This window comes from Kocuria sp. WN036, assembly GCF_002287015.1.
In the GTDB taxonomy this organism is placed as follows: domain Bacteria; phylum Actinomycetota; class Actinomycetes; order Actinomycetales; family Micrococcaceae; genus Kocuria; species Kocuria rosea.
On record NZ_NSKF01000048.1, the window covers coordinates 1 to 11,905 of the forward strand.

11 protein-coding genes are annotated in these 11,905 nt (G+C 75.3%); 7 read left to right on the forward strand and 4 right to left on the reverse strand.

Features of this window, described 5'->3' with window-relative positions; genetic code table 11:
- On the reverse strand, positions 1-630 hold a 630-nt coding region (locus CK505_RS17505), incomplete at its 3' end, for a wax ester/triacylglycerol synthase domain-containing protein (protein WP_303621216.1).
- Between the two features lie 83 nt (positions 631-713).
- Between CK505_RS17505 and coaD the strand changes: the two genes are divergently transcribed.
- From coaD to CK505_RS17535, 6 genes are all read left to right on the forward strand, one after another.
- Positions 714-1,181 (forward strand): pantetheine-phosphate adenylyltransferase, encoded by a 468-nt coding sequence (gene coaD / locus CK505_RS17510; protein WP_031282901.1) that lies wholly within the window; start codon positions 714-716, stop codon positions 1,179-1,181.
- Between the two features lie 68 nt (positions 1,182-1,249).
- Entirely contained in the window at positions 1,250-1,864 is a 615-nt protein-coding gene (locus CK505_RS17515) for a DUF177 domain-containing protein (protein ID WP_217905562.1), read from the forward strand.
- A 2-nt stretch (positions 1,865-1,866) separates the two neighbouring features.
- A complete protein-coding gene (gene rpmF / locus CK505_RS17520) occupies positions 1,867-2,070 on the forward strand; it encodes a 50S ribosomal protein L32 (RefSeq protein ID WP_031282896.1) in 204 nt (67 codons plus the stop codon).
- A gap of 5 nt (positions 2,071-2,075) precedes the next feature.
- Entirely contained in the window at positions 2,076-2,774 is a 699-nt protein-coding gene (rnc, locus tag CK505_RS17525; RefSeq protein ID WP_017833173.1) for a ribonuclease III, read from the forward strand.
- 20 nt (positions 2,775-2,794) lie between these two features.
- Positions 2,795-3,736, forward strand: a complete 942-nt coding sequence (gene mutM, locus CK505_RS17530; protein ID WP_017833172.1) for a bifunctional DNA-formamidopyrimidine glycosylase/DNA-(apurinic or apyrimidinic site) lyase — start codon at positions 2,795-2,797, stop codon at positions 3,734-3,736.
- A 324-nt stretch (positions 3,737-4,060) separates the two neighbouring features.
- Entirely contained in the window at positions 4,061-5,104 is a 1,044-nt protein-coding gene (locus CK505_RS17535) for an NAD(P)-dependent alcohol dehydrogenase (protein WP_095651872.1), read from the forward strand.
- Positions 5,105-5,211: 107 nt separating this feature from the next.
- Here CK505_RS17535 and CK505_RS17540 read toward each other — a convergent pair whose 3' ends face one another.
- From CK505_RS17540 to CK505_RS17550, 3 genes are all read right to left on the reverse strand, one after another.
- On the reverse strand, positions 5,212-6,387 hold the full coding sequence (locus tag CK505_RS17540) for an NAD(P)-dependent oxidoreductase (RefSeq protein WP_017833170.1): 1,176 nt from the start codon (positions 6,385-6,387) through the stop codon (positions 5,212-5,214).
- Complete coding sequence (locus CK505_RS17545) at positions 6,384-9,071, reverse strand: alpha/beta fold hydrolase (protein ID WP_095651873.1); 2,688 nt, start codon at positions 9,069-9,071, stop codon at positions 6,384-6,386. The genes CK505_RS17540 and CK505_RS17545 overlap by 4 nt, the downstream gene beginning before the upstream one ends.
- A gap of 134 nt (positions 9,072-9,205) precedes the next feature.
- Positions 9,206-10,231 (reverse strand): 3-oxoacyl-ACP synthase III, encoded by a 1,026-nt coding sequence (locus CK505_RS17550; protein WP_035929796.1) that lies wholly within the window; start codon positions 10,229-10,231, stop codon positions 9,206-9,208.
- Between the two features lie 324 nt (positions 10,232-10,555).
- On the opposite strand from CK505_RS17550, the gene CK505_RS17555 reads away from it, so the two are divergent.
- Positions 10,556-11,905, forward strand: a 1,350-nt coding sequence (locus CK505_RS17555; RefSeq protein WP_255250997.1) for a chromosome segregation SMC family protein, incomplete at its 3' end; no start/stop codon positions are given.

Genomic DNA, 11,905 nt, shown 5'->3' on the forward strand with positions numbered 1-11,905 from the left:
GGCCGCGGCGCCGAGCAGGCGGGCAGCGGCGCGGGCCGGAGCGCGGGCCGTGGCAGAAACGGGCGGCGGGCCGCCGGTCCCCGGGCGATCCGGCGCGTCCGGGGCGCGCGGGGCGCCGCCGGGCGCGGGATCGAACAGGGGCGCGAGCAGGGTCAGGGCCGCGAGACCGTCGGCGAGCACGTGGTGCCACCGGATCAGCAGGCCGACCCGGCCGCCGGCGAGGCCGGGGAGCAGCCACAGCTCCCACAGGGGCCGGTCCCGGGGCAGCGGGACGGCGGCGATCCCGGCGCACACCCGGAGCAGGCTCTCCTCGTCCCCGGGCGGCGGCACCGGACGGCTGCGCACGTGCCGGGAGACGTCGAAGACCGGGTCGTCGAGCCACACGGGGCGTCCGCCCCCGGGGCGGGTGAGCAGCCGACGCAGCGGCCGGACGTCCCGGGTGCGCCGCTCGACGTGCTCCCGGACCTCCGCCAGCCGGACGCGCCCGCCGGCATCGAGCAGGGGACCGGCCTCCAGGAGGGCCAGGGCCGCGACGTGCATGGGCACCCCGCGCCGCTCCACGCGGAGGTTGGCCTCGTCCAGGGCGCTGATCCGCTCCCCGGTCCGCGCCCGGCGGCACTGCATGCCCATGTCGGTGCTCCGCTCTGGCCGGAGGACTCCCTCGTCCACCACGGTACGCCGCCCCGGCACGGAGCGCCCCTAGGATGGCACCCATGCACCGAGCGATCTGCCCCGGCTCCTTCGACCCCCTGCACAACGGCCACGTGGAGGTCGTCGCGCGCGCCGCGGCGCTCTTCGACGAGGTCGTCGTCGCGGTCTCCACCAACCCGCACAAGCGCTACCGCTTCGACGCTGACCGGCGGCTGGCCCTGGTGGCGGAGAGCCTCGCGGACGTCGCCGGCGTCGTCGTCGAGCCCATGGGCGCGGGCCTGCTCGCGGAGTACGCGGCGCAGCGGGGGGCGGTGGCCCTGGTCAAGGGGCTGCGCTCGGGCGAGGACTTCGAGTACGAGGTGCCGATGGCCACGATGAACCGCCACCTCACGGGGGTGGAGACGGTCTTCCTGCCCGGCGACCCCCGGTTCCTGCACCTGTCCTCGACCCTCGTGAAGGAGGTCCAGGGCCTCGGCGGCGACGTCTCCGGGTTCGTGCCGGCGCCCGTGCTGCGGGCCCTGCAGGGCTGAGCGGGCGCGGCCCGTCCCGGCGCGCCCGGACCCGGCCCGTTTGAGAACGCGCGGGGCGGCACGCTAACATGGTCTGTCGGTCAGAATTTCACCAGGAGTCAGTCATCAGTCGCGAGAACAGTTCGCCCCTCACCATCGGTGTCCGGGACCTCGAGCACCGCCCGGGGACGATGCGACGCCTGGAAGAAGTTGTGCCCGCGCCGGAGAACTTCGGCAACGCACTCATCGGCGCCCCGGAGGGCTCGGACATCGACCTGGACCTCCGGCTGGAATCCGTCCACGACGGGATCCTGGTGTCCGGCACGGCCGCCGTGGCCATCCACGGCGAGTGCAGCCGGTGCCTCGACCCGATCGACTACGATCTGGACGTCGACGTGCAGGAGCTCTACGTCTTCGACCCCGCCGCCGACGGCGGGGAGGACTCCGAGGACGACCAGATGTATGAAGTTCAGGACGAGACCATCGACCTCGAGCCCATGCTTCGGGACGCAGTGATCACGCAGCTGCCGTTCCAACCGGTGTGCCGGGAGGACTGCCAGGGGTTGTGCGCCCAGTGCGGCGCGCGCCTGGAGGACGACCCGGGACACCACCACGAGGTGCTCGATCCTCGCTGGAGCGCCCTGTCGGGGCTGCTCGAGCAGGACACCTCGACCCAGACGACCGAACCGAGAGAAGAGAGATAGCCGTGGCTGTTCCGAAGCGGAAAATGTCCCGTGCCAACACCCGTGCACGCCGTTCGCAGTGGAAGGCGACCGCGCCCAAGCTGGTCAAGACCGTCGAGAACGGCAAGGTCACCTACAGCCTGCCGCACCAGGCGAAGGTCGTGACCGACTCCGCCGGCACCGCGCTGTTCCTGGAGTACAAGGGCCGCAAGGTGGCCGACGCCTGACCACGGTGACCTCCACCGCGACACCTCAGGACCTGCTGGAGCGTCTCGGCGTCGACATCGACGCCGGGACGCTTCGTCTTGCCCTGACCCACCGCTCCTACGCGTACGAGCACGAGGGGCAGGGCCACAACGAGCGGCTCGAGTTCCTCGGGGACTCCGTGCTGGGTCTCGCGGTCACCGACGAGATCTTCCACCGCTACCCCGACGACTCCGAGGGCAACCTCGCGAAGATCCGCTCGGCCGTGGTCAGCACCCGCACGCTCGCCGACCTCGCCCGGTCCCTGGACGTGGGCCCCCACATCCGCCTGGGCAAGGGCGAGGTGCGCACCAACGGGCACGAGAAGGCCTCGATCCTCGCCGACACCATGGAGGCGCTGATCGGCGCCGTGTACGTGAGCACCGGCCTCGACGCGGCCCGGGCCTTCGTGCTGCGGCTCGTGGTCCCCCTGCTGGAGGACGGCTTCGTGATGAGCGAGGGCCGGGACTGGAAGACCGAGATCCAGGAGCTCGCGGCGGCCCGCGCCCTGGGCCCCGTGCGCTACGCCGTGGAGGGCACGGGCCCCGACCACGACCGCCGCTACGAGGCGCACGTGCTCGTCGGCGGTCAGGACCACGGCACGGGCACCGGCACCACCAAGAAGGAGGCCGAGCGCTCCGCCGCGGCGCAGGCCTACGCGACCCTGGTGGCCCGCCGCGGTGGCTGAGCGCACGCCCCGGAGCGCCCGTGCCTGAGCTGCCCGAGGTCGAGGTGGTCCGCCGCGGGGTGGAGCGCTGGGTGGTCGGCCGCCGGATCGAGTCCGTGCAGGTCCTGGACCCCCGCTCGGTGCGCCGCCACGAGCCCGGCCCCGTCTCCTTCGGCCACGAGCTCGACGGCGCGGTCGTGGCCGACGCGGTGCGCCGCGGCAAGTTCCTGTGGCTGCCGCTGACCGGGGCGGACGGCGCCCCGCCGCAGGAGGCGCTGCTGGTGCACCTGGGGATGAGCGGGCAGCTGCTGGTCAAGGACGCCGGGCTGCCCGACGAGAAGCACCTCAAGGTGCGGCTGGGCCTGTCCGAGCGCCCCGGCACCCCGGCGGAGCTGCGCTTCGTGGACCAGCGGATCTTCGGCGGCATGCTCCTCGACCGGCTCGTCCCCACCGACGACGGCGCCCCGGGTGGCCGCTCGGCCACGGGCGTCCCGCTGGTGCCCGCCCGGGCCGCCCACATCGCCCGGGACCCGCTGGACCCCGCCTTCGACGCGGAGCGCCTCCACGACCGGCTGCGCCGGCGCCGGACCGGGCTCAAGCGCGCGCTGCTGGACCAGGCGCTGGTCTCCGGGATCGGCAACATCTACGCGGACGAGGCCCTGTGGCAGGCGCGCCTGCACTGGGCGCGGCCCACCGACACGCTCCGGCGGCCCGAGACGCTGCGCCTTCTCGCGGCCGTCCGCGAGGTCATGGACCGCGCGCTGGCGGCCGGCGGGACGAGCTTCGACTCCCTCTACGTCAACGTCAACGGCGAGTCCGGCTACTTCGCCCGCTCCCTCTCCGCCTACGGCCGGGCCTCCCTGCCCTGCCCGCGCTGCGCGGAGGAGGGGCGGAGCACCCTGATCGTGCGGGAGCAGTTCATGAACCGCTCCTCCTACCGCTGCCCGGTCTGCCAGCGCACGCCCCGCAACGCCCGGTTCTGAGACCGGGCCCCGGGCGGGGCACGGGGGGCGCCGGTCCCCGGCGGCCCGGAATCGATCAGCTTCCTTTCCAACTTCCTGCGCGTGTAGGCTCGTCGAGGACGTGCGATTCGCCATGATCCCGTCGGGGAAGACCCCGCGCCGGCCCCGCACCGTCCTCCACCCTCCGTGGCGGCCGCCCCTGCGGTCGCGACCCCCGGTCACCGCCGGCACCAGGAGCCGCACCCGGTTCCGGAGGCCGCCGTGCGCCCGGGCGGGCGCCCCCTTCCGCCGCACCCGCACTGCTGCACGCACACTTCTGCACCCACACCCTCCGAGGAGCACCTCTTGCGCACCGTCAACGCCTACGCCGCCCCGTCCGCCGGCGCACCGCTGGTCCCGACCACTCTCGAGCGCCGGGACCTCGGCGCCCACGACGTCCTCATCGAGATCAAGTACGCCGGGATCTGCCACTCCGACCTGCACACCGTCCAGGGGGACTGGGGCCCCCAGCAGTACCCGCTGACCCCCGGGCACGAGATCGCCGGGATCGTCACCGAGGTCGGCGCCGACGTCACCCGCCACGCGGTCGGCGACCGGGTCGGGGTCGGGTGCATGGTGAACTCCTGCGGCGAGTGCGCCAACTGCCGGGCCGGCGACGAGCAGTACTGCCTCGACGGCGCCGTGATGACCTACGGCGCCGAGGACCGCGACGGCACCGTCACCCAGGGCGGGTACTCCACCCACGTGGTGGTCACCGAGGACTTCGTGCTGCGCATCCCGGAGGGCATCGAGCTCGACGTCGCCGCGCCCCTGCTGTGCGCCGGGATCACCACCTTCTCCCCGCTGAACCACTGGAAGGCCGGCCCCGGCAAGAAGGTCGCCGTCGTGGGTCTGGGCGGCCTGGGCCACCTGGGCGTGAAGATCGCCCACGCCATGGGCGCCGAGGTGACGGTGCTCTCCCAGTCGCTGCGCAAGAAGGAGGCCGGGCTGGCCCTGGGCGCCGACGCCTACTACGCCACGAGCGACCCGCAGACGTTCGAGGAGCTGGCCGGGACCTTCGACCTGGTCCTCAACACGGTCAGCGCGAAGATCGACCTCGACGCCCACCTGTCGTTGCTGAACGTCAACGGGGCCATGGTCAACGTCGGCGCCCCGGCGGAGCCGCTGGACGTCAACGTGTTCTCGCTGCTGGCCAACCGCCGCACCTTCGCCGGGTCCATGATCGGCGGCATCGGGGAGACCCAGGAGATGCTCGACTTCTGCGCCGAGCACGGGGTGGGCGCCGAGATCGAGGTCATCTCGGCCGAGCAGATCAACGAGGCCTACGAGCGGGTGCAGAACTCGGACGTGCGCTACCGGTTCGTGATCGACACCGCCACGCTGGTCTGATCCCCGGCCCCGCGCACCCCCGGGGCGACCGCACGTGCGGCCGCCCCGGGGGTGCGCCGCGCGGGCCGCGGACCGCCGACCGGCCCGCCGCCCGACGCGGCGGGGGATCAGCGGGCGGCGGTGGACCCGGTGGCGGGCATCGGGGCGTCGTGGGCGCCCAGGGGGTGGGTCCGGTAGTACTCGGCCAGCCGCGCCATGCCCTCCTCGACCGTCACGGACGGCGTCCAGTCGAGCACCTCGCGGGTGCTCTGCTGCTCGAACCAGTGGGCCGTGGACATCTGCTCGGCCAGGAAGGCCGTCATCGGCGGCTCGTCCGCCCCCGGGCGGACCGCCCACACCTTCTCGATGACCGTGCCCGCGAGGCGGGCCAGGACGCCGGGGACCCTGCGCGTGGGCGGCTCCACGCCGGCCGCCCGGCAGAAACCCGCCACGAGCTCGCCCACGGTGCGGGGCTGGCCGTTCGTGACCACCAGCGCCCGTCCGTGCGCCCACTCGATCCGCTCCAGCGCCCGCACGACCGCCTCGGCCGCGTTGTCCACGTAGGTGGTGTCGATCAGGGCCGCCCCGTGGTCCAGCAGCGGCAGCCGCCCCTTCGCGGCGCGGTCGACGATCCGCTCGACCAGCTGGGTGTCCCCGGGGCCCCACACGATGTGCGGGCGCACGGCCGTGACGCGCATCCCACGGCCGTCGGCCTCGAGCGCGAGCAGCTCGGCCGCGGCCTTGGACCGGGCGTAGTTGCCGCGGGCGTGCACGGGGTCGGCCGCCCGGGCGGGCTCGCCCACGATGGAGTCGCCCGTGTGGGCGACCGACGGCGAGGAGACGAACACCACGTTGTCCACGCCGGCCCGCCGCGCGGTCTCCAGGACCACGCGGGTGCCGGTGACGTTGGTCAGCACGAACTCGTCCCAGTCCCCGGCGAAGGAGACCTTGGCGGCGAGGTGCACGACGTCGTCGACGCCCTCCATGGCCCGCGCCACGGCGTCCGGGTCCGTGACCGAGCCCAGGACCTCCTCGACGTTCGGCTGGTCGGCCAGCGGCGCGTGCCGGCGCTGGAGCAGCCGGACCGTCCAGTGGCGGGCGGCGAGCAGCCGCGCCACGTGCTCCCCGAGCATCCCGGAGGCGCCGGTGACGAGCACCGTCCGCCCGTCGCCGGACAGCTCCTGCCGCCCGCGCTCCACCTCGTGGCTGCCGGTGCCGGCCGGCGGGGCGCCCTCCGTCACGGAGGCGTCGTAGGCGGGGACCTTGTCGTCGTGCGTGCCGTCCTGGCGGTGCTTGCCGTTCACGGGTTCCTGATCCTTCCTCCGGCCAGGGCGTGCTCCGCCCATCCGGCCAGCAGGGCTCGGTCGATCTTGGAGTTGTGCCGGATGTCGGTGGGGTGCTCGGGGACCACGAGCACGGCCGCGAGGTCCAGGCCCGTGGCCTCGCGCACGGCGGCGCGCACGGCACCGGAGAGCAGCGGGTCGGCGGGGCCCGGGCGCGGGGCCGCCGGGACGGTCTCCACGACGGCCACGGGCACCTGCGTGCCCGCCGGGCCGACCCCGACGACGGCGGTGCGGCCGACGCCGGGCACGGTCCGGGCCGCGTGCTCCGCGGCGACCGGCGTCAGCACGCCGCCGGCGGAGACGATGACGTGGGCGAGGCGGCCCTCGACCCACAGCCGCCCGGCGGCGTCGAAGTGCCCGACGTCCCCGGTGCGGTGCCAGCCGGGCAGCTGGGTGCTGAGGTGCTCCGTGTGCCAGAGCCTGTCGTAGCGGTCCTTGACGTGCGGGGCGCGGGCGACGATCTCACCGGTGACCCCGGGCTCGGTGGTGATCCCGTCGTCGGGGACGCCGTCCGGGCCCAGGGCGGTGACCCCCAGCTCGGCGCCGTGCACGGCGGTGCCCACGCACACGCCGTTGCCGGCGCCGGCCACGGCGGATCCCGCGCTGTCCAGGCCGGCCTGCCGGATGGTCCCGAGGGTCACGTCCGTGAGGGGCAGCCCCTCGGTCATCCCGTAGGGGGTGTGCAGCGTCGCCGCGGGCACGAGCTCCTGCAGCTGCTCCAGGAGCGGCTCCGGGAGGGGGGCCCCGGCCGAGAGCACGAGCTCCACGAGCTCGAGCGCCCGCCGCTGCCCCTCGTCGAGCTCGTGCCGGGTCGCGAGGACGTTGGCGATCGCCGCGGGGGAGAGGAACACGGCCGTGGCCTGGATGGCCGAGGCGGCGTCGGCCAGAGCGCGGGCGGTGAGGGTCTTCGGCGCGGTCACGTCCATGTCCGGGGTCACGGACGTGGTGCCCATGGCGGGCCCGAGCAGCGCGAAGGGCGCGAAGCCCGCCACGAGCCCCGTGCCGGCGGTGAGCCCGTACGTGCCGCGCACGGCGTCCCGCATGGCGGAGAGCTGGCGGTGGGTGTAGACGACGCCCTTGGCCGGGCCCGTGGACCCGGAGGTGAACAGCACCGCGGCGTCCGCGTCCGGGTCCGGCGCAGGCAGGTCGGCGCGCGGGGCCGAGTCCAGCAGCGCGGGGACGTCGTGCGCCACGCCGAGGGCCCGGCGGGACACGGGGTCGAGGGCCTCGAGCGAGATCCGGGTGCCCGGCCAGCCGAGGGCCCGGCCGGCGACGAGCGCCCTGCGGATGCCCACGAGCCAGGCCGGGGCGGCCCCCCGCAGCGCCCGGGTGAGGCCCTTGGGGCCGAGTCCGGAGTCCGCCACGACGACGACGGCGCCGATGCGCAGGCACGCGTAGAGCAGCGCGGTGAGGTCGGAGCCCGGCGGCACCATGAGGCTCACGCGGTCCCCGGGGCGCACCCCGATGCCGGTGAGCCCCGCGGCGAGGCGGTCCACGCGGTCGGCGAGCTCCGCCCAGCTCAGGCTCGCCCGCACCGGGGCCGCGTGCGCCCCCGCGCCCGCGTCCCCGGAGGCGGGGGCCATGTCCACGACGGCGAGGCCGAGGTCGGCCCGCCGCGCGTCGAGCTCCGCGGGGAAGGGGACGTGCTCGCCGCGGGAGACGGCGCGCCGCTGCAGGTGCAGCTCGCGGCGGCGGGGGCCGGGGCCGAAGCGGTCCGCGAGCCAGGCCATCACCGGCGTCGCGACGTCCCGGTCCTCGGGCAGCAGGTGCAGGGCTCCCTCGTAGCGGTGGACGTCGGCGTGCGGCATGCGGCGCACGAGGTCCTGCAGGTAGCGCTCCTGGAACACGGGGTCGCCGATGCCCCACAGCAGCAGGGCGGGGACCTCGCGGGCGGCCACGCCGGCGGCGATCTGCTCGTAGCGGGCGTGCGAGGGGTGGTCCGGGGCGGCCGGGATGTCGGCCACGAAGTTGCGGATCGCCTCCCGCCGGGCGCGCGTGGCGTAGGGCGCCCGGTAGGCCGCCCGCACCTCGCGGGACAGGGACGGCTCCGCCAGTGCCAGGGCCACGTCGAGGAAGCTCGTGGTCCGCTCGGTGAGCAGCCCGTGCGCGGCCGGGGCCAGTGCCAGCCGCAGCGAGGCGGGGATCCGCTCGGCGTTGTCGTGGTGGACGGCGGTGTTGGTGAGGATCGTGGCGCGGTGGACGTCCTGGTGCTCCAGGGCCCAGCCGGAGGACACGAGCCCGCCCCAGTCGTGGGCGAGGGTCACCACGGGGGCCTCGCTCGCGTCCAGGCCGAGCTCGGCCGTGAGGTCGCCCAGATCGCGGACCCGGTCGTCGAGGCGGCGGAAGAGCCCGGTCCGCTCGGAGAACCCCATGTCGAGCTGGTCCACGGCGATCACCCGCCAGGGGTTCGCGGGGTCCGTCCCGGCGGCCAGCACGTCGCGCCACAGGTAGGACCAGGTGGGGTTGCCGTGCACGGCGAGGACCGTGCCCCGCGGGGTGAGCCCGGCGGCCTCCAGGGAGGCCGCGTTGTCGAGGACGTGCCAGCGGCGCCGCCGGCCGGGGACCGGCTCCACGGGGGCCGTCGAGGCCACCGTGACCGTGCGGGACCACGCCGGGTCCACCCCGGGCAGGGGGACCTCCGTCATGGGCAGCCGCGCCGCGTCCGGCCCTCCGGGCTGCTGGGTCGTGGACGGTCGTGTGCGTGCCATGGTCGTGGGGCTCCTCGAGGGTGCGTCTCGTGCGGGGTGTCTCGGGCGGGCGCGGCGTCAGCGCCGGCGGTTCACCAGTCGATCTCCATGTAGGTCGCGTTGAGCCCGGAGCCCACGCCGAGCAGCAGCACGCGCTCGTCGGGCCGGAGCCGCTCGGCCTCCAGGGCGAGGGTCATCGGCAGCGCGGCGGCCGCGACGTTGCCCCAGAACGGGAAGGTCAGGGGGAACTTCTCCGGGTCGATCCCGACGTCCTGGAACAGCTTGTTGGTGTGGGACATGGAGACCTGGTGGCCGATGTAGCGGTCCATGTCCGCCCAGTCCCAGCCGTCCTCGTGCGCGTCGTGCCACGCGTCCGCGAGCAGTCCCACGCCGTGCTTGAGCAGCCCCGTGGCGTCGGTGTACATGCCGTCGAAGCCCCCGATGCACAGCCCGTGGTGCTCGGTCGCGGACCGGGTCACGGACCCCGCGATGCGGTGGCCCTCCGGGTGCCGGTCGGCGGGGCCGACCACGGCGGCGGCCGCGCCGCAGCCGAGGGTCAGGGTGGCGAACTCGCGCACCACGTCCGCCCGGGTCACGTCCGGGCCCTGCAGCCGCTCGTACGTCTCGCGGTGCCAGGGGGTCGGGTCCTCGCCGGCGACGACGACGGCGTAGTCGATCGCGCCCGCGTCGATCATCGTGGACGCGATCGTGAGCCCGTTGACGAAGCCCAGGCACGCGTTGGTGACGTCGAAGTTGAGGGCGGAGGGGGCCAGGCCGAGCCGGTGGTGCACGGACACCGAGACCGCGGGCTCGTAGCCGTCGCGGGTCACCGAGGCGTTGATCAGGAGCCCCACCTGGTCCGGGCGCACGCCCGCGCGGGCGAGGGCCGCCTCGCCCGCCTCCACGGCGCCGTCGGTGAAGTGGCGCCCGGGGGCCCAGACGCGCCGCTCGTTGACGCCCGCGAGCCGCTCGAGCAGGCCCTTCGGCATCTTCAGCCGGGCGAACGTGTCCGCCAGGACCTCGTCGGCGTGGGACGAGGGCACCACCTCGTCCGCCTCGACCTTGGTGATGGCCAGGAGGGCGGCGTTGCGGTGACGGATCGAGGAATTACCGGTCAAGGTCTCTGGCTTTCGTTAGGGTCTCGCCGACGCCCCGGCCCGCCCACGGAGGGCGCGGTCGCGGGGAGGGCAGGTCGTGCTGGTCGCGGCCAGTCTACCGGCCGGTTCCGCGGCGCCGGCCGGGGCCCGGTCGTTTCTCTGTAGGCTGATCATCTTCTCCGCTCCTCGTCCCCGCTCCTCGTCTCCGCCCGCGACCGCTCCGGGCGGGCCGGCGCTCCCTCCGGTGCGCGGCGCCCGGCCGGCGGCCGCGGGGCCGTCGCGGCGCGCGAGTACAGTGGTGGCGACCCCCTGCCCGCCACGCCCACCCCAGGAGACCGGACACCCGTGCACCTGAAGACCCTGACCGTGCGGGGGTTCAAGTCCTTCGCCTCGGCCACCACCTTCGAGTTCGAGCCCGGGGTCACCGCCGTCGTCGGCCCCAACGGCTCGGGCAAGTCCAACGTGGTGGACGCCCTGGCGTGGGTCATGGGGGAGCAGGGCGCGAAGTCCCTGCGCGGCGGGAAGATGGAGGACGTCATCTTCGCCGGCACCGCCGGCCGGGCCCCGCTCGGCCGGGCCCACGTGTCGCTGACCATCGACAACGCCGACGGCGCCCTGCCCATCGAGTACTCCGAGGTCACGATCTCGCGCACGCTCTTCCGCTCGGGGGGCTCCGAGTACGCGATCAACGGCCGGCCGTGCCGGCTGCTCGACATCCAGGAGCTGCTCTCCGACTCCGGGCTCGGCCGGGAGATGCACGTCATCGTGGGCCAGGGCCAGCTCGACCGCATCCTGCACGCCACCCCGGAGGAGCGCCGCGGCTTCGTCGAGGAGGCGTCCGGGGTCCTCAAGCACCGGCGCCGCAAGGAGCGGACGCTGCGCAAGCTCGAGGCGATGCAGGCCAACCTCGACCGGCTCGAGGACCTCACCGCCGAGATCCGCCGCCAGCTCACCCCGCTGGGCCGGCAGGCCAGGACGGCCCGGCGTGCCCAGCGGATCCAGCACGACGTCCGCGACGCCCGCGCCCGGCTGCTGGCCGACGACCTCGTGCAGGCCCGCACGAGCCTCGCCGTCGACGAGGACGCCGAGCGCCGGCTGCGCGCCGAGCGCGCCGAGGCCGAGCAGGCCCTCGACGCCGGCCGCGCCCGGCAGGCCGACGTCGAGGCGCGCGCCGCCGAGGCGACCCCCGCCCTGAACACCGCGCGGGACACGTGGTACCAGCTCACCGCCGTGCAGGAGCGCTACCGGTCCCTCGCCTCGCTCGCCGCCGAGCGGCGCCGGCTGCTCGGGTCCGCGGCCGAGCCCGCGGACCCGGGGCGGGACCCGGACCGGCTCGACGCCCAGGCGGCCCGCACCCGCGAGGAGCAGCACCAGCTCCTCGAGCAGGTCGAGGACGCCGTCGACGCCCTCGCCGAGGCCATCCAGGAGCGCGAGGACGCGGAGGCCGCGGCGCGCGACCAGGACGGCGTGGTCACCGGTCTGCTCCGGGCGGCCGCCGACCGCCGGGAGGGCACGGCCCGGCTCACCGGCGCGGTCGCGGCGGCCCGCTCCCGGGTCGAGGCGGCCGAGAACGAGCTCTCCCGCCTGCACACCACCCACGCGGACGCCGGGCGGCGCCGGGTGCAGGCCGGCGCCGAGGCGGACAGCCTGGCGCTCGCGGCCCAGGACGCCGCCGGCGCCGCCGAACGGGCCCGC

Excerpts from the sequence above, each read along its gene's own strand:
- coaD (WP_031282901.1), top strand. The coding sequence starts at position 714 with ATGCACCGAGCGATCTGCCCCGGCTCCTTCGACCCCCTGCACAACGGC.
- CK505_RS17515 (WP_217905562.1), top strand. The coding sequence starts at position 1,250 with ATGGTCTGTCGGTCAGAATTTCACCAGGAGTCAGTCATCAGTCGCGAG.
- CK505_RS17545 (WP_095651873.1), bottom strand. The coding sequence starts at position 9,071 with ATGACGGAGGTCCCCCTGCCCGGGGTGGACCCGGCGTGGTCCCGCACG.